Consider the following 23,393-nt stretch of genomic DNA (forward strand, 5'->3'; position numbering starts at 1 on the left):
TGACCACCAATTAGCTGCCTAGGCAGAGAATGTATGTCGAGATGTTACTGCCTAGGCAGCCAATGTCAACGTAATAGTTAGGTTGCTTTGTATTTAGTTGATAAATGGCGTAGGAATTTGTAGCGCTCACATCGACGCCATCGCGAGCAGGCTCGCTCCCACAGGGTTGATGTGATCTCTGTGGGAGCGAGCCTGCTCGCGATGGCAGCGACTCGGTTTCGGAGGGAAACGGGGTTTTAGAAATCCCGCTTGTAGAAAATATCCAGCGAACTGGCCACGCCGCCCGCCGCTTCGAGGTACACCTTTTTGCTCAGCTTGTAGCGCAAGGCAATGGTGTTGGCCGGTTCAAACACGCCGAGGCCGTACCGCAGGCTGAGTTTCTCGGAGAGGTTGCCGCTGGCGACCACGCTGGTGGTGTTGCCGCTGCCCTGAGTGTCGAGCTGGAAATCCTGGATCCCCAGATCGCTGGCCAGTTTGCCGGTGACCCCGGAACTGCCCATCAAACCCAACCCCAGTGCGGCCTGGGCCAGCATGTTGTTGTCCTCACCGTTGGTGCTCAGCGGACGGCCCAGCACCAGATAGGACAAGGCCTGTTCCTGGCTCATCGCCGGTTCGGAGAAAATCTGCGTGGTCGGCTGCTCGGCGCTGCCGCTCAGGCGAATGCCGGCAATCACGTCGTCGGTCTGGCGAATCGCCTCGATGTCCAGATACGGCTGGTCGATCGGGCCGGCAAACAGCAAACGCGCCCGGCGCACCGTCAGCCGCTGGCCGTAGGCGCGGTAACGCCCGTCGTTGAGCCAGAGCTCGCCGCGGGTGTCGAGGTTGTCGCCGATGTGCACATGCCCTTGCAGGTTGGCGGTCAGGCCAAACCCGGCGAAGCTCAGTTTGTCTTCGCCAACCGCCACGTCGATGTCCATCTTCATCGCCAACGGCGGTTTGCCCTCCTCGGTCTGCGCGCCGATGATCACCGTGTCATCGGAGAGTTTCACCGTCGAGGGCGGCAATTCGCGCACGGTGATTTCGCCCCGCGGTACCAGTACCTTGCCGGCGATGGCGAGCTCGTCACCCTTCATCGAGATTTTCAGGTCAGGCGCCACTTCGAGCTTGGCGTACGGTTCGACAGTCACCGGCAATTGCGTGCCCTTGAGCGCCAGGTCCACCACCAGCGCCTGCCCCCAGGCGATGTTGCCGTTCAGGCTGCCCTGCCCGGTCTTGCCGCTTTTCCAGCCACCGTTGAGTTGCACGGTTTCGCCGGCGATCACCGCTTGCAACTGCAAGGCTTCAATGTCCATCGGCAACTCGGGGCCGGAGACTTCACCGTCGCTGAGTAGCAGATTGCCGTTCACCAGCGGCGCCAGCAGCCCACCAGAAATCGTGCCACTGCCGTTCAGCCGCCCACTGAGCTTCTCAACCATCGGCACAAACGGACGCGCCACAGACAGGTCGAGCCCATTGAGCCGGAACGAACCGGTCAGCGGTTTGTTCTTTGGCAATGGATTGATCTGCGCCTGCACACTCAGTTCGCCGAGCTTGCCACCGACGAAACTGAGGTCGGTGTCGATGCGTTTGGGCGTGAGTTTGCTGGTGAGTTTCAGGGTCTGGTACGGGAAGTCCAGCCACTGATCCTTGTCCTTGATGCGCAGGGTGCCGCCGCTGGCGTCGAGGCTGACCTGGCCGTTCGGGCCGCTTGCCGGCAGATCCAGTTGCAGATCGGCGTTGAGCTGGCCTTTCCAGGCGAAATCTTTCGGCAACCACTGCGCCAGACTGTCGATCGGAAATTGCTTGAGGTGGTAACGCAGCTTCGGCTCCGGCATCAGGCGCTGGTCTTCACCGCACAGGCTGGCCGGGCCGGACATCCAGCAATGGGCACCGAAGTTGATCTTGCCGTCGGCCAGCCGTTCGAGTTTCGCCGGACCCTGCAGCTTCCAGTCCTGACCACCGGCCTGAATGTCACCGTTGGCCAGGCGCCCGCGCCAGTTGCCCTTGTCCAGCGCGCCGTCGAAACCGAGCGCCAGTTTCAGCTGCGGACCTTGCAGGTCGAGGGTCAGTTTCTGGTTTTTGATATCACCCTGGCCGCTGGCGGTCAGCGTGCCCAGTGCCGTATCGCCCGCCTGGATGCCGCTGCCCTTGAGGTCGATTTTCGCCCGTTGTGCGCTGTCGAGGGTGGCGTCGAGGTTCAGGCTTTGCAGGCGATTGTCCTGGAAAACCAGTTGCGTGCCTTGCATCCCGAGCTTGCCTTGCGGCGCCTTGAGCGTGCCGGCGACATCGACTCGACCGTTGAGCTGCCCGCGCAGTTGCGGCCACAGTTGCGCCAGGCGCGGCAGTTTAAGGTCGATCTGCCCGGCGAGTTTCTGTTGCAGGCTGCCCTTGCCGGTGATGCTGTTGTCGCCCAGGCGGATTTGCAGCGCGCTGAGGTTCCATTGTTCGCCAGCGCCATCGGCTTTCGCTTGCAAAATGGCCGGTTGCCCGCGCAGTTTGCCTTTCAGGTCGAGGTCGGCGGTCAGGCTGAGTTGTTCATTCTTCATCTCGCCTTTGCTGCGCAGTGGCCCGGCCAGCGTACCGGGCAATTCTGCTACCCAGTACGCCGGGTTGATCGCTGACAGGTCCAATGCCGTGTCCCAGGCAATGCCATCGGCGAATTGCAGGTTCAGGTGGCCTTCAGCCTTGCCCTGCCCGGCTTCGAGCAGGATCTGTTGCAGGTAGATTTTCGTCAGGTCCCCCGCGAACGGGCTACTCAGGCTGAACGCCCCGGCCGGGCCATCCAGCGCCGCCTTGAAGTTGCCCAGGTATTTGCCGTCGGTGTAGGAGACTTCGCCGTTGAAGCTGCGCAATGCGACTTCCGGTTCGTCGATCAGCGGATAGAGCCGGTGCCAGGGGAAATCCAGCCAGTCGATTTTTGCCTGGGCGCTGAAGCCCTTGCTCCAGTCCAGAGCCCCTGTGAGTTTGAGGCTTTGCTTGTCGTTGGCCGTCAGGTCAAGGCCAGCGATTTGCGCGCCATTGGCGTCGACCTTGCCTTGCAGTAACAGCGCGACCGGGCCTTGTTCTGCCGGCAGAATCGCGGTGCCGTGCAACTGGTAGCCGTTTTTCAGATCACCGTCACCGGTCAGTTCAAACTGATTGAGTTGCAGGGTGTCCGGCAGATCGGCGCCGGGCTTGAAGCCGTCCGCGGTGATCCGCACCTTGGCCGGCAGGTTTTCCACCAGCGGCTGCAATTCGCCGGTCAGTTGCCCGTTCAGGTAACCGCTGCTGTCGGCCTTGAGGTTCAGGGTTTTCAGCAGGTCGCCATCGACCTTAAGCGCCAGCGTCCAGGGCGCCGGGGTGGTCAGGGTCAGTTTGCCTTCGGCCTGAAGCGGCCAGTTACCGCTGGGTTGCAGCAGGCCGGAGAGGTTCAGGCTGATGTCGTCCCGTTGCAGGCTCACGGAATCGATGCGCAAACCCTGCTCGGTCCAGTGCGCCGCCAATTGCAGGCCCTTGAGTTCTTCGCTGCCGTTGAACAGCAGGCTGCCGATCCGCACGTCGCCCAGCTCGATGGCCAACGGCAGTTTCAGGTCCGGCAGGCTGATCGGTCCGCTGCTGCCCTCCTCGGTGCCCGGCGGAAATTGCAGGCTGACCTGATCGGTCTGCAACTGCTCGATGCACAGGGTCATGCGCGTCAGGCACAACGGCGACCAGGCGAAAATCACCTTGCTCAGCTCGACCCGGCGGGTGTCTTGCTGCCAGACCAGGTGATCGGCGCTCCACTGTCCGCCCAGGCGGCCCTGGAAATTCTCGACGCTCAAACCCGGCACGAAGCCGAGCGCCCAGCGACTGCCGGTCGCCGTGCCCAACACGGACGTCACGGCCAGCAGCACCAGCATCAGCAGCGCGAAAATCGCCAGCAGCGTTACTTTCAAACCACGCTTCACAGCTCGGGCCCCATGGAAAAGTGCAGTCGAATGCCGCCATCGTCGTCCAGCGCGTGCGCCAGGTCGAGGCGAATCGGCCCCACCGGTGACACCCAGCGTACGCCGATACCGACGCCGGTCTTGAGATTCGGCAGTTCGAGTTTGTTGAAGGAGTTGCCCTGGTCGACAAAGGTCGCGACCCGCCATTTTTCAGCGATGGAATATTGATACTCGACGCTGCCGGCCACCATGTAGCGGCCACCGATGCGGTCGCCGTCGGAGTTTTCCGGGGACAGGCTCTGGTAGTCGTAGCCGCGCACGCTCTGATCACCACCGGCGAAGAAGCGCAGCGACGGCGGCACCGATTTGTAGCCGTTGGTGGCGCTGCCGCCCACTTGCACCCGACCGAGGAAACGGTGCTTGTCGAACACCGTGGTCAAGCCTTTCACCAGCGCCGTGCCGTAGACAAGGTTGTTGTCCGAACCCAGTCCTTCCTTGGCCACTTTGGTCTCGAATTGCAGGCGATAGCCGTTGTGCGGATCGATGCGGTTGTCGCTTTTCAGGTAGGCATAGCTGACGCCAGGCATCAGCAGCGTACTCAGGCCCGAGTCATCGCCGAGCCGATATTCTTCGCGCTGCCATTTCAGCGACACCACCCGCTGCCAGCCGCTAGGCAACTTGCTGTGCCATTCCGGGCCGATGGTCAGCAGCTTGCTCAGGCTGTCCTTGTCGGCGATTTCTTCACTCTGGTAGCCGCCGGCGAAACGCAGTTTGTCGGTCAGCGGCGGATCGAGGGGAATGTCGTAGAACAGCCCGACGTTTTGCCGCGGCGCCGAGATTTCGGTTTCCCAGCCATAGCTGTGGCCCTGGGGATTGACCCAGTGCCGGGTCCAGTTGGCTTTGACCCGTGGGCCGACGTCCGTGGAATAGCCCAGACCGAGGCCCATGGTCCGCGGCTTGCGGGTGTCGAGTTTGACGTCCACCGGGATCACATCGTTCTTCGACGCCGTCGGCGCGGCATCGACCCGCACGCCTTCGAAGTAGCCGCTCGATTGCAGGTTCTGGTTCAGTTCGGCGATCAGTTCGGAGTCGTAGGGGTCACCGGCCTTGAACGGCACCATGCGTTGCAGCAGGTCTTCGTCGAACGGCGAGTCGCCTTCGAAACTGACTTTGCCCAAGGCATAACGCGGGCCGCTGTTGTAGATCAATTCGATATCGGCCACGCCGGCTCGCGGGTCGACTGCCAGCCGCTGCTTGGAGAAGTAACCACTGAAGAAGCCATAACGCGAAGCCTGGTTCTGGATCAGGCGTTTGGCGTCTTCGTAGCGACCATGGTTGAGCACCGCGCCGGTTTTCAGCGCGTCGCTCTTGGGCACACGAAAGGCTTTGAGGGAAGAGGCCGGCCCCTCGATGCGGACGGTGACCGTGCGCAAGCGAATCGGCTCGCCGGGATCGATGTTGAGCACCAGGCGCGGCGTCTTGCCGCCCTTCACGTCGCTGTCGATTTGCGGCTGGTAATAACCCAAGGCCTGGGCGGCCTTACGCGCCTGTTCCTCGGCGCCACGACTGAAGCGCAGCAAGGCTTCTTCGTCACGATCGCCGAGGCTGCCGATATAGCCTTCTATATTGGCCTTCAGTTCGTCGTTGGACGGTTTGATCCGCACATCCAATTCACTTTGCGCCAGCGCCGCGCAGCTGGTGATCAGCAAAAGCACGCCGCTGGTAATTCTTCCTGGAAACTTCATAGGCGCGGATGCTATCACGAGCTTGGGAGCGTGATAGAGCCTCGCATGCCGCGAAAGTTCTACCGTTTCAGGCCGAGGCGGTTTGCAGCACCTGCGGGTTGGCGTGAAAAAACACATGCTCGCGCACCGGTCCGATCGCCACTTCGCCGATTTCCTCGTAGCCCTGGCGTTTATAAAACTCCAGGTAACGCGGGTTGCCGGTATCGAGCACCACGCCTTCGGAGTGCTCATCCACCGCGCACCAGTTGTGCACCGCTTGCAGCAACTGCTCGCCAAAGTGCTTGCCCTGGAATTGCGGATGAATCCCCAGCAACGGCAGGAGGTGCACCGAATCGGACGGCACGCACGCCATCACTGCATCGTGGTATTCGAGGTAACGGCGCGTGCAGCGAAACCCGGTGCTCAACACCATCCGCAGGCGCCAGGCCCAACTTTCGGTGATGCCCAGGCGTCGTTGGGGTGGCGCGATCAGGGCGATGCCGATCAAGCGGTCGTTGACCAGCAGGCCGATGGCCGGCAGATCCTGCAGGAAGTGTTGTTTGACCAGTTCACGCACGGTGGCGCGCACCCGCTGTTCATAACCCGGGCGTTCGGCTTCGAACAGGTAACCGTAAGTCGGCTCGTGGCGATAGGCCTGATACAACAGAGAGCGGGCTTCGCGGGAATAGCCGCTGTCGAGCATGTGGATATCGGCGATGACGGTCGAGGTTTCGGGCATAACGGTCATTCTCCCCGGCGCAGCGCTCTAAATGGCGGCGCTCTTATTGGTACGAGCCTGTGGTGCCGGCGCAGTTCCTTACTGATCCGGAATCAGTGCGGGTGCGTAAGCCGTCATCGCGAGCAGGCTCGCTCCCACAAGGTATAGACCAGTCACACAAACTTCGTGGTGACATCAATCAATGTGGGAGCGAGCCTGCTCGCGAAGAGGCCGGTGTTGCCAGTAGAGATCTCACAGAACACAGAGAATCCCCTCACCCCACACTGGCCCCAATCCCACAGGTCAGCTAGCATCGCCCTTTTGCCCCAGGACCTGCCGACCATGAAGATCGTCTCCTTCAACATCAACGGGCTGCGCGCCCGCCCCCATCAGCTGGCGGCGCTGATCGAAAAACATCAACCCGACGTGATCGGCCTGCAGGAAACCAAGGTCCACGACGACCAGTTCCCCCTCGACGAAGTCCGGGCGCTGGGCTATCACGTGTATTTCCACGGGCAAAAAGGTCATTACGGCGTCGCCCTGCTCTCACGCAAGGAACCGCTGGCGCTGCACAAAGGCTTCGTCACCGATGAGGAAGACGCCCAGCGCCGCTTCATCTGGGGCACTTTCGCCGACGCCAATGGCGTGCCGGTGACGATCATGAACGGCTATTTCCCACAGGGCGAAAGCCGCGATCACCCGACCAAGTTTCCGGCCAAGCAACGTTTCTACAACGATCTGCAGCACTTGCTGGAAAGCCAATTCACCAACGAACAGCCGTTGGTGGTGATGGGTGACGTGAACATTTCCCCGGAAGACTGCGACATCGGCATCGGCCCGGACAACATGAAACGCTGGCTGAAAACCGGCAAATGCAGCTTCCTGCCGGAGGAGCGCGAGTGGATGGCGCGCCTGAAGAACTGGGGCCTGGTGGACAGCTTCCGCCACCTCAACCCGGACGTGGCCGACCGTTTCAGCTGGTTCGACTACCGCAGTCGCGGCTTTGAGGACGAACCGAAGCGCGGCCTGCGGATCGACGTGATCATGGCCTCCCACGGCTTGCTGCCACGGGTGAAGGATGCCGGCGTGGACTACGAACTGCGCGGCATGGAAAAACCGTCGGACCATGCGCCGATCTGGCTTGAGTTGAGCTGATCCCTACCGTCGACACAAATCAACTGTAGGAGCGAGCCTGCTCGCGATGCGTCGTGTCAGTCTAAATGAATGTTACTGACACTCCGTCTTCGCGAGCAGGCTCGCTCCTACAAGTTAACTGTCATTTTTTGGAAACCTTACTGACTTATTCTCCCGGCACTTCCTTTGGCTTTATAAGGTGCCGGCATGACGCTGCGCGTTTTCTTCCTGTTGATGCTGGGCGCCGGGCTGTCCGTTACCGCCTCGGCCGGTGAGCTGCCGACGCCCAAACAGGGGCCGGTGTTGCGTATCCAGGGCTCCAACACCATCGGCGCGGCGCTGGGCCCGGCGCTGGTCGAAGGCCTGATGCGCGAGCAAGGCTTGCTCAAGGTGCACAGCGAAGCACCGGACACCGCCAATGAACTGCGGGTGGTCGGCGAAACCGCGCAGGGGCGCCGAGTGGAGGTGGAAGTCGCAGCCCACGGCTCCAGCACCGGTTTCACCGCCCTGAAAAATGCCACCGCCGACCTCGCCGCCTCTTCCCGCCCGATCAAGGACAGCGAACTGTCGGCCCTGCAATCCCTCGGCGACCTGAAGAGCCCCCGCGCCGAACAGGTGATCGCCATCGATGGCCTGGCAATCATCCTTCACCCGCAAAACCCGCTGAATCAACTCGACACCGAGCAGTTGGCGCGCATCTTCAGCGGCGAGGCGAAAACCTGGGAAGAACTCGGCGGCAGTGGCGGGCCGATTCACCTGTATGCGCGGGATGACCAGTCGGGCACTTACGACACCTTCAAGGAAGTGGTCCTCAGCCGTCGTGGGAAAAGGCTTGATAACGCAGCGAAACGGTTCGAATCCAGCGAGCAATTGTCCGATGCGGTCAGCCTCGACCCGCAAGGCATCGGCTTCATCGGCTTGCCTTACGTGCGTCAGGCCAAAGCCGTGGCGATTGTCGATGGCCAGTCCCAGGCGATGTTGCCGCTCAACAGTTTGATCGCCACCGAAGACTATCCGCTGTCGCGCCGGTTGTTCTTTTACTTGCCGCCCAACGGCAAGAATCCCTGGGCCGAAGCGCTGGTGGCGTTTGCCCAAAGCAGTAAAGGCCAGGCCATCGTTGCGGCCAACGGATTTATTGCCCAAACCGTGCAGGCCATGGCGGTCACGCCGAATGCGCTGATGCCCGAGGGGTATCAGGCGCTCAGCCGCCATGCGCAGCGCTTGAGCGTGAATTTTCGTTTCGAAGAAGGCAGCGCGAGCCTGGATAACAAGGCCCGGCAGGACCTGACGCGGGTGCTGGATTACATCCGGCAGAACGAGAAAACCGATCGACAGGTGACGCTGGTGGGGTTTGGTGATGCCAAGAGTGACCCGGCGCGGGCCGACCTGCTGTCGAAACTGCGGGCCATGGCGGTGCGGCGGGAACTGGTGAAAAACGGCGTGGTGTTTCGCGAGATCCGCGGCTTTGGCGCGGAGATGCCGGTGGCGGCCAACAGTGCGGATGAGGGGCGGATCAAGAATCGGCGGGTTGAGGTTTGGGTGTATTGATTTTTTGGGGTGTGCGGGCATATCCGTTGCTGCGGTAACGGCCGCCTATGGTTCCGCTCTTACAGCGGGTTACTTGGAAAAGCGCCAAGTAACCAAGCGCTCTTGCCCCTTTCGTTCGGTGGCTCGCTTAGGCTCGCCATACCCTCGCTCCGGTCCTGCTCCGTGGGCCCGCCGCCATCGGCCATCCATGGCCGGGGGCGGCTACCGCGGCATCCTTGCCGCGGTGCCCACTGCGCAGAACCTCCACTCGGCCTCTCGAGGGGGCGTGCACCGCAAGATCAAAAGCCGAGGCGAGCTAACGCTCGGCCTGATGAGTGGTGAAAATCAAAGGCTGTACGTCATTCCACTGTAGGAGCGAGCCCTGCTCGCGAAAAACGCCCAGACACCGCGTTCATCCAGACTGCCCGCGTCATCGTTGACGTCCATCGCCAGCAAGCTGGCTCCTACCATTTCGACCGTGTGAACCCGATCCCGTGTAGGAGCGAGCCCTGCTCGCAAAAAAAGCCCAGACACCGCGTTCAACCAGACAACCCGCGTCATCGTTGACGTCCATCGCCAGCAAGCTGGCTCCTACCATTTCGACCGTGTGAACCCGATCCCGTGTAGGAGCGAGCCCTGCTCGCGAAAAAAGCCCAGACACCGCGTTCAACCAGACAACCCGCGTCATCGTTGACGTCCATCGCCAGCAAGCTGGCTCCTACAGTTTTGACCGTGTGAACCCAATCCCCATGTAGGAGCGAGCCTGCTCGCGAAAAACGCCCAGACACCGCGTTCACTCAAACAGCCCGCGCCATCGTTGACGTCCATCGCCAGCAAGCTGGCTCCTACAGTTTTGAACGTGTGAACCCAATCCCCATGTGGGAGCGAGCCTGCTCGCGAAAAACGCCAACACACCGCGTTCACTCAGACAGCCCGCGCCATCGTTGACGTCCATCGCCAGCAAGCCGGCTCCTACAGGGGATCGGTGTGCATATCCGGAAATGAGTGAACGCGGTTGACCAAAGAGCCAGGTCGGCTTTAAGGCCGCCTCGGCGGCGGTGGCGGTGGTCGCCCCCTCGAGAGGCCGAGTGGAGGTTCTGCGCAGTGGGCAACCCGGCATGGATGCCGGGTTAGCCGCGCACGGCCAGGGATGGCCGATCGCGGCGGGCCCACGGAGCAGGACCGGAGCGAGGGGATGCCGAGCCTAGGCGAAGCACCGAACGACAGGGGCAAAAGCGCTTGGTTACTTGGTGCTTCTCCAAGTAACTCGCCGTAAGGGCGAAACCAATAGCCGCCGTTACCGCACAAATGGATATGTACACCGACACAAAGCCATCGCGAGCAGGCTAGCTCCTACAGGGGGGTTACGCTCAGCCGAGCAGCTTCTCCAACTGCGCAACAGTATCCACCGCACCCAACGTTTTCGCCGCATCCAGCGCAGAAACCCCATTGGCATCCTTGGCTCGCGGATCAGCCCCTTTCCCAATCAGGTAATCAACGATCGCCACCCGATTGAACATCGCCGCCATCATCAGCGCCGTACGACCGTCGAACGAAGCGCCTTCCACCAGCGCGCCGCCCTCGACCAACGCCGTGACCACCGCCAGATCGCCCTTGAACGCCGCACCGGCAATCGGGCTCTGGCCGTTGTCGTTGCGGATTTCCGGATCAGCCTTGTGCTCAAGCAGCACTTTCACCGTGTCCACGTGGCCGTGGTACGCGGCCAGCATCAGCAAGGTGTCGCCCTTGTGATTGCGCAGGTTCGGCGGCAGGCCTTTGCTCAGCAGCGCGGCCATCATCGCCGCGTCCCCCTCACGCGCCTTGTTGAAAACCTGTTCGGCAAACTCGGCGGCTTCTTCGGGGGTCATCTGGCGGCTTTGGTCGGACATTGGAAACTCCACGTGCAGTTATTCGCAAAGCCGACAGTTTCCCGAGCGCCCCCGCCACTGTCACTTGTTTTTTCTCAAGGCGCGCCATAGCCACAATCAATAGCGGTATTTGCCGCTGTGGATGTCCGCGAGCAATTGCTCAGTGACCTGCACATACGTGTCGGTCCCCGGCAGCCAGGCATAGATCGGATCGTCGCCGGTCCTGCCCGGGTCGAAGGCTTCGTCCTTGAGTCGGGTCTTCTGGTACTTGAAGGTGCCGGTGGTCTCCATCTTCACTTTGACCCGCAGAAACAACGGCACCGCGTAAGCCGGCATGTGCTCGCGGGCGAAGGCCAGCAGTTCGCTGAAATCCAGGGTCGCCAGGGATTCGGCGGGGGTGATCGCCGCCATCCCCGCACGCCCGTTGGTGTTGCGCACTTCCACGCCATAGGCCACGGCTTCGGAAATGTTCGGGTGTTGCAGCAGGATGTTCTCGACCTCGGTGGTCGAGACGTTTTCGCCCTTCCAGCGATAGGTGTCGCCCAGACGATCGACGAATTGCGCGTGGCCAAAACCGATGTTGCGCAGCAAGTCGCCAGTGTTGAAGTATCGGTCGCCCTTCTCGAACACGTCATGCAGCACGACCTTTTCGGTCTTCTGCGGATCGGTGTAGCCGTCCAGCGGCGCCTTGTCGTCGATCTTCGCCAGCAACAGCCCCTGCTCGCCTTTGCCGACCTTGCGCATGAACCCGGTGGCATCCCGGATCGGCTCGCCGCTGTCGTGGTCGTAGGCCGCCAGTTCCCAGGACATCAGGGAAAAACCGACGGTGTTGTCGAAATTGAGAATGTTGGTGAAGCCAATGTTGCCGTCGCTGGCGGCGTACAACTCGCAGATGTGGTGAACGCCAAAGCGCGTCTTGAACTCGCGCCACGCGCCGGGGCGCAAGCCGTTGCCGATCATCTTGGTCACGCCGTGCTGGCTGTCGTCGGCACTCGGCGGCTGATCGACGAGGTAGCGGCACAGTTCGCCGACATAGCCGAGGGTGGTTGCGCGGTAGTCGCGAACGTCATTCCAGAACTGGCTGGCGCTGAACTTGCGGCGAATGGCGAACCCCGACGCGCCGCTGATGGCCGAGCCCCAGCACACGCACAGCCCGGTGGCGTGATAGAGCGGCAAGGTGCAATAGACGATGTCTTCGGGGCGCATGTCCAGGGCGATCAGGCCGAAGCTGGCGGAACTGCGCATCCAGCGGCCGTGCTTGAACACGCCGGCCTTCGGCAGCCCGGTGGTGCCCGAGGTGTAGATGTAGAAACACGGGTCGTCGAAAAAAACCTGCTGGCTGCTGGCCGGGTTGTCACTCGCTTCATCGAGACAGGCGGTCATCAGATTGATGAAGCCATCGGACGCAATGCCCGGTTGGCTCCAGGTGTCCTGGTCCGCGACAAACCAGGTGCGCGCCGGGTCGATCGAGACCTGCCCGCGCACCGTTGAAAACGCCGGGACCAACTCTTCACCGACGATGATCGCCACCGGCACCACCAGGTTCAGGCTATGAGCCAGGGCATCGCGGGTCTGCGAAGTGTTGAGCAACGCGCTGATCGCGCCGACCTTGGCCACGGCCAGAATCGTTACCAACAGCTCCGGGCGGTTTTCGATGAATACGCCGACCACATCGCCCTTGCGAATGCCTTGTGCGATCAGGTGATGGGCGATGCGGTTGGCCCACTGATTGACCTGCGAGTAGGACAGCACGCGGTTGCCTTGCAGCAACGCCGGGCCTTGGGGATTGCGCAGGGTCGCCTGCTCGAAGCTCCAGCCGAGGCCACACGTTTGGGTCGGGTCCGTGACGTTGGCCGCCTTCATGCCTTTGACCACCCGCGGGATGGCTTTGGCAATCGAGGGCAGCTTGCGGAGCATCATGCCCCAGGTAATCGTGTCGTTCGTCGTGCGGCTCATGCTTGCTCCCGTTCGATCTTTTTATTGTCGGGCGACGGTGATTGAGCCCGAAAATACGTCAACGGTTCTTGAGCTGTACACGCGGTTTTTGAAATGTTTTGTATCCGCGGAAAACGCGAACCCGGGGGCTGCGAATGGTTCCATCGGATCGATAGCGATCTCGCAAAATGCAGGATGCACGATGGCCATTCATGCAGATTGCACGAAACCGAAAAATGACCAAAAAATTAACCTACTGATTTATAACGATTTTTAAAATTTCTGGTGCTGGCACAATCACTGCAACTACCTCTGCATGCTTGCCATTCAAGAGCTTACGGAGCTGATAGACATGAGCCTGATCCAGGAAAAATTTACGTCCCTGTTCTCCAACTTCGAAGTCACCACCCAGCCTCGCCCGGACGGTGGCATTCTGCTGACCCTGCGCAGCACCGAAGGCAAAGTGTTCAAGCGCTCGATTTCCTATCAGCAGTTGCATGCCGGTGATCAACTGTCCTGGGTGATCAGCGCCATCCGCCGCGACCTGGCCGAACAGGCCAGCGAACTGCCGCAGATCTCCATGCTGCAAAGCCAGCAGCGGTTTGCATTGCCGACTTATCATTCGGCGTAAACCGATTCCAAGCTGAAAAAAACAGGCCGTGAGCGCTATCGCCCACGGCCTGTTTGTTTCTGAAACCGCATAAACCTTGTAGGAGCCGGCTTGCTGGCGATGACGTCCGCAAGATCGCCATCGCCAGCAAGCTGGCTCCTACAGGTTTAGCGTTAACCCACTATTCAAAACACGCACGCGATCCGTAGGAGCCGGCTTGCCGGCGATGGCGTCCGTAAAATCGCTATCGCCAGCAAGCTGGCTCCTACAGGTTTGGGGTTTACAGGCTGGAAGGGTTGATTTGGGCAAAGCTGTCGACAGTCACATGCCCCGCCAACTCCCCGCCTTCACGGGCCAGCCCGCACGTCGCCATTCCCGCCGCACGCGCCGCGTCCAGCTCTTCGACGATGTCCGACAGGAACAGAATCTGCTCAGCCTCAAGGCCGATGGCCTGGGTAATGCGCTGGTAAGACTGCGCTTCGCGCTTGGGTCCCGAGGTGGTGTCGAAATAGCCGCTGAACAACGGCGACAGATCCCCCGCCTCCGAGCAGCCGAAAATCAGCTTCTGCGCCTGAATCGACCCCGAGGAATAAACAAACAGTTTGAAACCTGCCTGATGCCAGCGCTTCAGCGCTTCAACGGCGTCCGGGTACACATGCCCTTTCAACTGCCCGGCCTGATACCCCTGCTCCCAGACCATCCCTTGCAACGCCTTCAATGGCGTGGCCTTGCGGTCTTCGGCGATCCAGCCGAGAAGGATGTCGATGACTCGCTCAACGTCCGCGCCCGGTTCATCGCTGTCCCGGCGCACCGCGTCCAGCTGCTCGGTGACGTCGGCGCGGGTGGCGTGCTGGCGCACGAAATCCGGCAGGTGTTTGGCGGCATACGGAAACAGCACGTCGAACACAAAACTCACCGCACTGGTGGTGCCCTCGATGTCGGTGAGAATCGCTTTGATCGGCATCGGCTCAGTCCTCAAGACGCGGGAAACGGCTGGCGATGTCTTCGCCGGTGAAATTGGCCACCCAGCCTTCAGGGTTGTTGAACAGGCGGATCGCGACGAAGTGCGGATGCTCGCCCATGTCGAACCAGTGCGGCGTACCGGCCGGCACCGAGATCAGGTCGTTTTTCTCGCAGAGCACGGCGTACACATAGTCGTCGATGTGCAGGGTGAACAGCCCACGACCGGCGACGAAAAAGCGTACTTCATCTTCGCCATGGCGGTGTTCGTCGAGGAACTTGGCGCGCAATTCGGCTTTTTGCGGATGATCGCTGTTCAGGCTGACCACATCGACGGTGATGTAGCCGCGCTCGGTCATCAGCTTGTCGATCTGTTCCTGATACGCGGCGATCACTTCTTCCTGGCTGGCGCCCGGCTGGATTTTCGCCGTCGCTTGCCAACGGTCGAAACGCACGCCCTGCTCGGCCAGGGTCGAGGCGATGTCTTCGAAATGGGTCAGTACCTTGTTCGGAATATCAGGGCTGGAGACGTGGTAGACGGACAGGCTGCTCATCAGGGCAACTCCTTAACGCTGTAGGATCGAGCGGGTCTTCAACTCGCACTCGAACAAAAATTCAAAGGCTTCGATCTGCCGCAGTGCATCGCTCATGCGTGCGCCCCAGGTGTAGAGGCCATGGCCGCGGATCAGGTAACCCACGCAATCGGGATGGGTGTCCAGCCAAGGCTGCACCTTGGCGGCCAGGCGCGCAATGTCCTGGTCGTTGTCGAAAATCGGCACACGCACCCGGGATTCGTGGGTAGAAACGCCGCTGAAGGCCTTTTGCAGTTCGTAATCTTCGAACTCGATGAAATCTTCCGGCGTCAGGCGCGACAGCACCGTGGCGTTCACCGAATGAGTGTGCAGCACCGCGCCGATTTCCGGCCGCCAGCTGTAGAGCTGGGTGTGCAGCAGGGTTTCGGCGGACGGTTTCTTGCCCGGTTCGAGGCTGTTGCCCGACAGGTCCGTGGCCAGCACATCGTCGAGGCCCAATTGGCCTTTGTGCTTGCCGGACACGGTCAACAGCGCTTCGCTCGGCGACAGGCGCGTCGAATAGTTGCTGCTGGTGGCCGGCGACCAGCCGCGACCATAGAGAAAACGCCCGGCGTCGATGATTTCCTGGGCGAGGTGTTCACGGGTAAGGCTCATGGCCGGTCCTCTTGCATTCGTGTGGCAATGATAACGGCAGCGGCGAAGGCTGCCAGACTGGCAATACTAAAGGTGAACGTGGCCCCGAGGGCATTCCAGCTATAGCCGGAGTACAACGCGCCCAACGCGCCGCCGGTGCCGGCCAGTGCGGCATACAACGCCTGGCCCTGCCCTTGCTGGCGCGCGCCGAAGCTACGTTGCACGAACTGGATGGCAGCCGCGTGAAAGCTGCCGAACGTCGCCGCGTGCAACACCTGAGCAAACAGCAGCACCCCGACGAACTCCGCAAACGATCCCAGCAACAACCAGCGCAACGCCGCCAGCAGGAAACTCGCCAGCAACACCCGGCGCACGGAAAACCGCGCGAGGATCCTGCTCATGGCCAGGAACATCAGCACTTCGGCGACCACGCCGAGCGCCCAGAGCATACCGATCAGGCCGCGGCTGTAACCGAGCCGCTCAAGGTGCAACGTCAGAAAGGTGTAATACGGACCGTGGCTCATCTGCATCAGCGCCACGCAACCGTAGAACGCCAGCACACCGGGACTGCGCAACTGCTTGAGAAAACCGTCGCCGGCCAGGCGTTCGCCCTGGACCGGTTGGGCATTCGGCACCCACAGGCTGCTGACGACAATACCGGCCATGATCAACACCAGCGCCACCGGGTAAATGTCGAGGCTGAGCCATTCGAACAGGCGACCCAACGCGACTACGGTGATGATGAAACCGATGGAGCCCCACAAGCGAATCTGGCTGTAGCGCTGCGTCTGGCCTTGCAAATGCGCCAGGGTGATCACTTCAAACTGCGGCAACACCGCGTGCCAGAAGAACGCGTGCAACGCCATGACCATCGCCAGCCAGGCGTAGGTCTTGCTGACGAAAATCAGCGAAAACGTCAGCAACGTGCACACCGCGCCGAAACGCACGATGGCCAGGCGTCGGCCGGTGTAGTCGCCGAGCCAGCCCCAGATATTCGGCGCGACGCAACGCATCAGCATCGGGATCGCCACCAGTTCGCCGATGCGCGCCGGGGAAAACCCCAGGTGATCAAAGTACAGCGCCAGAAACGGCGCTGTCGAACCGAGCAAGGCGAAATAGAACAGATAGAAACTGGAGAGCCGCCAGTACGGCAGCGCCGCCAAAGCCGTCAGACCCCGGCGACGTCAAGGTCAGCCATCAAAGCTGACCCAGCACCGGCGTGCTCACGCGCACATCGGCGTTCTGCCCGCGGTGACGCAGCAGGTGATCCATCAGCACGATGGCCATCATCGCTTCGGCAATCGGCGTCGCACGGATACCGACGCACGGGTCGTGACGGCCCTTGGTGATGACGTCCACCGGGTTGCCGTGGATATCGATGGAACGGCCCGGCGTGGTGATGCTCGACGTCGGCTTCAACGCCAGATGCGCCACGATCGGCTGGCCGGAGGAAATGCCGCCGAGGATGCCGCCGGCGTTGTTGCTGAGGAAACCTTCCGGGGTCATTTCATCGCGGTGCTCGGTGCCGCGCTGGGCAACACTGGCGAAACCGGCACCGATTTCCACGCCCTTGACCGCGTTGATGCTCATCAGCGCGTGGGCCAGTTCGGCGTCGAGACGGTCGAAGATCGGCTCGCCGAGGCCTGGCATCACGCCTTCGGCAACCACGGTGATCTTCGCGCCGACCGAATCCTGGTCGCGGCGCAGCTGGTCCATATAGGCTTCCAGTTCTGGAACCTTGTCCGGATCAGGGCTGAAAAAGGCGTTCTCTTCCACCGAATCCCAGGTCTTGAACGGGATTTCGATCGGGCCGAGCTGGCTCATGTAGCCGCGAATGACGATGCCCTGGGTCGCCAGGTATTTCTTGGCGATCGCACCGGCGGCCACGCGCATCGCGGTTTCCCGCGCCGAGCTGCGGCCGCCGCCGCGGTAATCGCGCTCGCCGTATTTGTGGTGGTAGGTGTAATCGGCGTGGGCCGGGCGGAACAGATCCTTGATCGCCGAGTAGTCCTTGGACTTCTGGTCGGTGTTGCGGATCAACAGGCCGATGGCGCAACCGGTGGTGCGACCTTCGAACACGCCGGAGAGGATTTCGACTTCGTCGGCTTCCTGGCGCTGGGTGGTGTGGCGGCTGGTGCCGGGTTTGCGGCGATCGAGGTCGCGCTGCAAATCTTCCAGGGAAATCTCCAGCCCCGGCGGGCAGCCGTCGACAATGGCGACCAACGCCGGACCATGGCTTTCGCCCGCGGTGGTGACAGTGAACAGCTTGCCGTAGGTATTGCCGGACATGCAGGACGCTCCGTGAAATGAACCTGAATACGTAATGCGCGCCAGTATACGCAGGCTACCCAAGTAGTTCATCCTCGAACCTTATGGGTGCCCGCGAGTCAAACCGGCACCTTTGTGAATGATGGCGTGATGATGCTGCGAGTTTTAGCCTTGAGCCTTACCTTGTTTAGCGGTTTTGTGCAGGCCACCGTCCTGCAACGACCGATCACGCTGGACACCGGCAGCGGCGAGCTGTTCGGTTCGTTGTTGCTGCCAAAATCCGACCAGCCGGTACCGGTTGTCCTGATCATTTCCGGCTCGGGTCCTACGGATCGTGACGGCAACAACCCTGACGGCGGGCGCAACGACAGCCTCAAGCGCCTCGCGTGGGTGCTGGCCAAACACAACATCGCCAGCGTGCGTTACGACAAGCGCGGCGTGGCGGCCAGCCTGGCGGCGACGCCGGATGAGCGCAATCTATCGGTGGAAGCCTATGTCGCCGATGCCGAAGCCTGGGGGCGCAAGCTCAAGGCTGATCCGCGTTTCGGCCCGCTGATTCTGCTGGGCCACAGCGAAGGCGCGTTGATCGCCAGCCTCGCGGCGCCGAGCGTCGATGCGGCGGCGGTGATTTCCATGTCCGGCAGCGCGCGGCCGATCGATCAGGTGCTGCGCCAGCAACTGGGCAATCGCCTGCCACCACCGCTGATGCTGCGCAGCAACGAACTGCTGGACAGCCTCAAGGCCGGGAAAACCGACGACAACGTGCCGCCGCAACTACAGGTGATTTTTCGCCCGAGTGTGCAGCCGTACCTGATTTCGCTGTTCCGCCAGGACCCGGCAGCCGCGTTCGCCAAGCTGAAAATGCCGGCATTGATCATTCAGGGCAGCAACGACATTCAGGTCGGGGTCAATGACGCCCGGTTGCTGAAGGACGCCAAACCAGACGCGGAACTGGCGCTGATCGAGGGTATGAACCACGTCATGCGCATCGTGCCCAACGACGTCAAACGACAATTGGCCTCGTACAAAGATCCGAATTTGCCATTGGCGGCCGAGCTCGGCACTCGCATCCTCGGGTTTATTGACGGACTTCGCTCCAGTTAAGCGCTGTTTAAGCTCTGTTTGCCCTCCAGTCCTGAAAAAAACGGCCGATAAGTGTTTGTCGCCAGCGCCCGGACTGGCGGCAAGCTGAGCTTGGACAGGATCTCGCCGTTATGACTGATACCCCGACTTCACCCGACACCACCGCTGAGAAGGACGCACCGACCGCGGCCGAGCAGCCGTGGGCAGATGTCCACGCCGAGCACCACAGGATGCTCCGCCTGGCGCCGTTGCAGACCGACCGCAACACCGGCGGGCGGCCTCTGCGCTTTGTCGAATTCGGCTATGCCGAACGCAACGACAAGCAACGCAGCCTGCTGCGCATGTCGATCTCGCTGCCGGGCCAGCGTGTGCGCAAGGAACAGAATCACCTCGACGTGTGGGTCGATCACACCACCAAGAGCGTGCATTTCGGACCGGACAGCGGTTTACAGATCGAGCCGATGAACCGTGGCATCGGGCGCTACATGGCGGCCCAAGGCATTACCTGGGCGAAAAAGCGCTGGCCCACCTACACCGTCGACGGCACCGACCTGAACAACAAGGACGCGCTGAACGAAGACACGCGTCTGCGCCGCGATCATTTCCTGAAATCCCACGGGTTTGAGGTGGTCTACGCCGACGCCCAGCATTTGAAAGGCAGCGTGAAAGCCGTACAGGTCGGCGATTTGCTGGCTGAGTGGAACACCGAGAAGCTGCAGCAGGTGGAAATTCTCGAGGCCGCGCAGATGCTTCAGCAGGCCGAGCAGAACCTGGCCGAGCAGGAAGTGAAGTTGAAGAAACACGAAGAAAAAGTCAGCAAGTACAAGCGTGAAGACGCTGGGCTGCGGTTCACCATTACGTGTCTGGTGGCGTTTGCGGTGTTTCAGGCGGGGTTATTGATCTGGATTGCCACGCACCGGTAATCGGTGGCGCGGCCATTCGCGAGCAGGCTCGCTCCCACAGAATGTGCGTCAACCCTGTGGGAGCGAGCCTGCTCGCGAAGCTTTTAACGGTCAGACGCGGGAAGCGAACAGGGCCTGATGCTCCCGGCACTGCTGCGCCGACAACATGAACACCCCATGCCCGCCGCGCTCGAAATCGAGCCAGGCAAAATCGACTTCCGGGTACAACGCCTCGACGTGAACCTGGCTGTTGCCCACTTCGACAATCAGCAAGCCCTTCTCGGTCAGATGGTCCGCCGCTTCGGCGAGCATGCGCCGCACCAGGTTCAAGCCATCGTCGCCACAAGCCAGGCCCAGTTCGGGTTCATGCTGATATTCCTGCGGCATGTCGGCGAAATCCTCGGCATCGACATACGGCGGGTTCGACACGATCAGGTCGAAACGCTGCCCCGGCAAACCATCGAAACCATCGCCCTGCACCGTGTACACACGCTCATCGACGCCATGACGCTCGATGTTCTTGTTCGCCACTTCCAGCGCTTCGAAGGACAGGTCGGCCAGCACCACTTCGGCGTCCTGGAATTCGTAGGCGCACGCGATGCCGATGCAACCGGAGCCGGTGCACAGGTCGAGAATCCGCGCCGGCGCGGCGCCCAGCCACGGCGAAAAACCCTTTTCGATCAGCTCGCCGATCGGTGAACGCGGAATCAGCACGCGCTCGTCGACGATGAACGACATGCCGCAGAACCACGCCTCGCCCAGCAGGTAGGCAGTCGGGATGCGCTCTTCGATACGACGTTTGAGCAGGCGTTGCAGGCGGACCAGCTCATCGTCCTCCAGATTGCAGTCGAGGTAGCTGTCGGCAATTTCCCACGGCAGGTGCAACGCACCCAATACCAGTTGACGGGCTTCGTCCCAGGCATTGTCGGTCCCATGGCCGAAAAACAGATCCTCCCCATGGAAGCGGCTGACGGCCCAACGGATATGGTCACGCAGGGTACGAAGTCGGGAAGTGATCACAGCGGCAAACTCCAGAAAAAACGACTGGCGATTCTACCAGTCAAAACGCGCGACGACGACGCAGGAAATTCATCGGCCCGGATGTAGGAGATATCCATTTTTTGCGTTGGCTATTGAACAAAACGAGGATCTTGACAAGGCTGCGAGCCAGCAACGACGGCCCCTGCGATGGTAGCGATTCACATAACCGCTCAGCCAGAGGAGAATGTCGCAAAAGCCCCACTCGAAGGAGCCCCAGAATGTCCGTTCCAAAAACGATGTTTCAACTCAGCGGCCGCGGTTATGCAGCAGCCAATCTGAGCCACGCGACCCTTGTCATCATCGATGCCCAGAAAGAATACCTCAGCGGCCCCCTGGCCCTGGTCGGCATGGATGCTGCCGTCGCGAACATCAAACAACTGGTGAGCGCCGCCCGCGCAGCCGGTCGGCCTATCGTGCATGTACGCCACCTCGGCACCGTCGGCGGGTTGTTCGACCCGCAGGGCGAGCGTGGTGAATTCATCCCGGGCCTGGAACCACAGGCCGACGAAACCATCATCGGCAAACTGCTGCCGAGTGCGTTTCACGGCACCGAACTGCTGGAGCGCCTGCAAAATCTCGGCTCGCTGGACCTGATCGTCTGCGGCTTCATGAGCCATTCCAGCGTCAGCACCACCGTGCGCGCGGCGAAAAACCTCGGTTTTCGTTGCACCCTCGTTGAAGACGCCTGCGCTACGCGGGATTTGCCCTACAAGGGTGGTGTGTTGAGCGCCGACCACGTTCAACAGACCGAAATGGCGATCATGGCGGACAACTTCGCCACCCTCGCCCTGACCCACGATCTGATCTGATCGACGCTCGATGAGCGGTTCATGCCGCCGCTCATCCGCAAAAGCCTCTCGTTCGCTGTAATTGTCATAGCCTCAGGAACATCCCGGTCAACTCCCGGTCGAAGGGCCGATACCCATTGAGGAAGGTCGGAATGAAGTTATCCGATGGTTTTGACGCACGCCGCTTGCGGCCCAAAGGCCAAAGCAACTGGCGTTTTCGATTCGGCGCAGCGTTCGCTGCCTTGCTGGCAACGTGCGGTGTGTTGCTGGCAATGGCCGGTGCCGCCAGCCTGCTGGGGCGCCCGCCGGCACTCGGCGAACTGAATGCGAGCCCGCTGGGTTCGGCGATCATTCTGGCAGTCGGTTTGTTCCTGCTCTATCTCGGCGTGTGGCTGTGGCGGCGTTGCCGTCGCCGCGCACGCCAGTCGCGAGAGCTGAACATGTCCCCGCACCTGATGAAAAAACACGACTGAATTGACGGCCTGACGTTTTGCCAGGCCCCAATTGTTATCGATCGTGTCGCGACTTGGGTAAACTGGCCGCCCTTCGCGGAGGCTGACATGCAAGACGACGATTTTTCCCTGTTCAAAAGCGCGATCCAAGGCGTCAAGCCGATCAAGCACGATCGCGCCGAAACCGGCAAACCCAAGGCTGACCGTGCGCAGATCGCCAAGCTGCGTCAGGCCGCTACCGTGCGCACCGATGCCACCACCGTTGACGGCTTGTCCGATCAGTTCGTGATCGACGTCGGCCCGGAAGACGAGCTGATGTGGGCGCGCGACGGCGTGCAGGAAAGCCAGATGCGCAAGCTCAAGATCGGCCAGATTCCGTTCGAAGGCAGCCTCGACCTGCACGGCATGAGCGTGGAGAAAGCAAGGGAAACCCTTTGGGCATTCCTGGCCGAAGCGACCAAATTCGAAATCCGCTGCGTGCGCGTCACCCACGGCAAAGCCGTGCGCCTGGACGGCAAGCGGCCGATGATCAAAAGCCACGTCAACACCTGGCTGCGCCAGCATTCACAGGTACTTGGCTTCACCTCCTGCCAGGCGAAACACGGCGGTGCCGGAGCGGTTTATGTGATGCTCAAACGCACCATGATGGAAGGTCGCGACGAGTAAAGCTGTTGCGACAAGCTTGCAGCGCCGTGTTTGCCACCGTACCCTTGCCCTTTGCGTAAAATCCCACAGGTAGTTTCATGTCCCTGGAACAGAATTACACCGCGATTCTCGGCCAACTGGGCGAGGACGTCTCCCGCGAGGGCCTGCTCGACACGCCAAAACGTGCCGCCAAAGCCATGCAGTACCTCTGCCGCGGTTATGAACAGACACTCGAAGAAGTCACCAACGGTGCCTTGTTCAGCTCCGACAACAGCGAAATGGTGCTGGTGAAAGACATCGAGCTCTACTCGTTGTGCGAACACCACCTGCTGCCGTTCATCGGCAAGGCCCACGTCGCCTACATCCCGAGCGGCAAAGTGCTGGGCCTGTCGAAAGTCGCGCGGATCGTCGATATGTACGCCCGCCGCCTGCAGATCCAGGAAAACCTCAGCCGCCAGATCGCCGATGCGGTCCAGCAAGTCACCGGCGCCCTGGGCGTTGCGGTGGTGATCGAGGCCAAGCACATGTGCATGATGATGCGCGGTGTCGAGAAGCAGAATTCGTCGATGATCACTTCGGTGATGCTCGGTGAGTTCCGCGAAAACGCGGCGACCCGCAGCGAGTTTCTCAGCCTGATCAAGTAATTCGCAGCAACGAAGAAAACCGGCATTCATCGCCGGTTTTTTTT

The 23,393-nt window shown here is 61.2% G+C and carries 19 protein-coding genes and 1 pseudogene; 9 read left to right on the plus strand and 11 right to left on the minus strand.

The features are described 5' to 3' along the window. Positions 1–236 precede the first annotated feature (236 nt). The 3 genes from ACF6ZU_RS02180 to ACF6ZU_RS02190 all read right to left on the minus strand — a co-directional run bounded on the left by ACF6ZU_RS02180 (position 237) and on the right by ACF6ZU_RS02190 (position 6,347). Positions 237–3,905 carry a translocation/assembly module TamB domain-containing protein gene (locus ACF6ZU_RS02180; RefSeq protein ID WP_392890298.1) on the minus strand — a complete coding sequence of 1,223 codons (3,669 nt, stop codon included), beginning with the start codon at positions 3,903–3,905 and terminating at the stop codon, positions 237–239. After that, positions 3,902–5,629, minus strand: coding sequence for an autotransporter assembly complex family protein (locus ACF6ZU_RS02185; protein ID WP_392890299.1), 1,728 nt, complete (start codon positions 5,627–5,629; stop codon positions 3,902–3,904). The genes ACF6ZU_RS02180 and ACF6ZU_RS02185 overlap by 4 nt, the downstream gene beginning before the upstream one ends. Positions 5,630–5,696: 67 nt before the next feature. Continuing rightward, positions 5,697–6,347, minus strand: coding sequence for a GNAT family N-acetyltransferase (locus tag ACF6ZU_RS02190; RefSeq protein ID WP_392890300.1), 651 nt, complete (start codon positions 6,345–6,347; stop codon positions 5,697–5,699). 321 nt (positions 6,348–6,668) lie between these two features. On the opposite strand from ACF6ZU_RS02190, the gene xthA reads away from it, so the two are divergent. Continuing rightward, positions 6,669–7,481 carry an exodeoxyribonuclease III gene (xthA, locus tag ACF6ZU_RS02195; RefSeq protein WP_392890301.1) on the plus strand — a complete coding sequence of 271 codons (813 nt, stop codon included), beginning with the start codon at positions 6,669–6,671 and terminating at the stop codon, positions 7,479–7,481. Positions 7,482–7,667: 186 nt separating this feature from the next. Continuing rightward, positions 7,668–9,008 (plus strand): substrate-binding domain-containing protein, encoded by a 1,341-nt coding sequence (locus ACF6ZU_RS02200; protein WP_392890302.1) that lies wholly within the window; start codon positions 7,668–7,670, stop codon positions 9,006–9,008. Between the two features lie 1,349 nt (positions 9,009–10,357). Here ACF6ZU_RS02200 and ACF6ZU_RS02205 read toward each other — a convergent pair. Then, positions 10,358–10,876: an ankyrin repeat domain-containing protein gene (locus tag ACF6ZU_RS02205; protein ID WP_392890303.1), complete on the minus strand. Its 519-nt coding sequence runs from the start codon at positions 10,874–10,876 to the stop codon at positions 10,358–10,360. Between the two features lie 96 nt (positions 10,877–10,972). After that, entirely contained in the window at positions 10,973–12,811 is a 1,839-nt protein-coding gene (locus ACF6ZU_RS02210) for a long-chain-acyl-CoA synthetase (protein WP_392890304.1), read from the minus strand. Between the two features lie 331 nt (positions 12,812–13,142). Here ACF6ZU_RS02210 and ACF6ZU_RS02215 point away from each other — a divergent pair, with 331 nt between their 5' ends. After that, positions 13,143–13,421, plus strand: a complete 279-nt coding sequence (locus ACF6ZU_RS02215) for a DUF3509 domain-containing protein (RefSeq protein ID WP_208671975.1) — start codon at positions 13,143–13,145, stop codon at positions 13,419–13,421. A gap of 259 nt (positions 13,422–13,680) precedes the next feature. On the opposite strand, the gene mtnC is transcribed toward ACF6ZU_RS02215, so the two are convergent. The 5 genes from mtnC to aroC are packed head-to-tail and all read right to left on the minus strand — an operon-like array spanning position 13,681 to position 17,815. Then, complete coding sequence (mtnC, locus tag ACF6ZU_RS02220) at positions 13,681–14,364, minus strand: acireductone synthase (protein WP_392890305.1); 684 nt, start codon at positions 14,362–14,364, stop codon at positions 13,681–13,683. A 4-nt stretch (positions 14,365–14,368) separates the two neighbouring features. After that, positions 14,369–14,914: an acireductone dioxygenase gene (locus ACF6ZU_RS02225; protein ID WP_392890306.1), complete on the minus strand. Its 546-nt coding sequence runs from the start codon at positions 14,912–14,914 to the stop codon at positions 14,369–14,371. Positions 14,915–14,926: 12 nt separating this feature from the next. Next, positions 14,927–15,547: a methylthioribulose 1-phosphate dehydratase gene (locus tag ACF6ZU_RS02230; protein ID WP_392890307.1), complete on the minus strand. Its 621-nt coding sequence runs from the start codon at positions 15,545–15,547 to the stop codon at positions 14,927–14,929. Next, positions 15,544–16,689: an MFS transporter gene (locus ACF6ZU_RS02235; protein WP_392890308.1), complete on the minus strand. Its 1,146-nt coding sequence runs from the start codon at positions 16,687–16,689 to the stop codon at positions 15,544–15,546. The genes ACF6ZU_RS02230 and ACF6ZU_RS02235 overlap by 4 nt, the downstream gene beginning before the upstream one ends. Positions 16,690–16,723: 34 nt before the next feature. After that, a complete protein-coding gene (gene aroC / locus ACF6ZU_RS02240) occupies positions 16,724–17,815 on the minus strand; it encodes a chorismate synthase (RefSeq protein ID WP_130203669.1) in 1,092 nt (363 codons plus the stop codon). Between the two features lie 83 nt (positions 17,816–17,898). On the opposite strand from aroC, the pseudogene ACF6ZU_RS02245 reads away from it, so the two are divergent. Next, positions 17,899–18,898, plus strand: a pseudogene (locus ACF6ZU_RS02245) (alpha/beta hydrolase). Positions 18,899–19,008: 110 nt separating this feature from the next. Further along, the gene (locus tag ACF6ZU_RS02250; protein WP_392890309.1) at positions 19,009–19,800 is read left to right on the plus strand and encodes a hypothetical protein; all 792 of its coding nucleotides are present in this window, start codon (positions 19,009–19,011) and stop codon (positions 19,798–19,800) included. A gap of 90 nt (positions 19,801–19,890) precedes the next feature. Here the strand turns inward: ACF6ZU_RS02250 and prmB are convergent, their stop codons facing one another. Continuing rightward, the gene (prmB, locus tag ACF6ZU_RS02255; RefSeq protein WP_392890310.1) at positions 19,891–20,799 is read right to left on the minus strand and encodes a 50S ribosomal protein L3 N(5)-glutamine methyltransferase; all 909 of its coding nucleotides are present in this window, start codon (positions 20,797–20,799) and stop codon (positions 19,891–19,893) included. Positions 20,800–21,038: 239 nt separating this feature from the next. On the opposite strand from prmB, the gene ACF6ZU_RS02260 reads away from it, so the two are divergent. From ACF6ZU_RS02260 to folE, 4 genes are all read left to right on the plus strand, one after another. Further along, positions 21,039–21,629 carry a cysteine hydrolase family protein gene (locus ACF6ZU_RS02260; protein ID WP_084323850.1) on the plus strand — a complete coding sequence of 197 codons (591 nt, stop codon included), beginning with the start codon at positions 21,039–21,041 and terminating at the stop codon, positions 21,627–21,629. Between the two features lie 131 nt (positions 21,630–21,760). Beyond that, a complete protein-coding gene (locus ACF6ZU_RS02265; RefSeq protein ID WP_017339763.1) occupies positions 21,761–22,081 on the plus strand; it encodes a hypothetical protein in 321 nt (106 codons plus the stop codon). 87 nt (positions 22,082–22,168) lie between these two features. Beyond that, complete coding sequence (locus tag ACF6ZU_RS02270) at positions 22,169–22,726, plus strand: Smr/MutS family protein (protein ID WP_008146127.1); 558 nt, start codon at positions 22,169–22,171, stop codon at positions 22,724–22,726. 77 nt (positions 22,727–22,803) lie between these two features. Then, positions 22,804–23,349, plus strand: a complete 546-nt coding sequence (gene folE, locus ACF6ZU_RS02275; RefSeq protein WP_003204506.1) for a GTP cyclohydrolase I FolE — start codon at positions 22,804–22,806, stop codon at positions 23,347–23,349. Positions 23,350–23,393 lie beyond the last annotated feature (44 nt).

Origin of the sequence: Pseudomonas migulae, from assembly GCF_043225285.1 — a bacterium.
Classification (GTDB): Bacteria; Pseudomonadota; Gammaproteobacteria; order Pseudomonadales; family Pseudomonadaceae; genus Aquipseudomonas; species Aquipseudomonas migulae_C.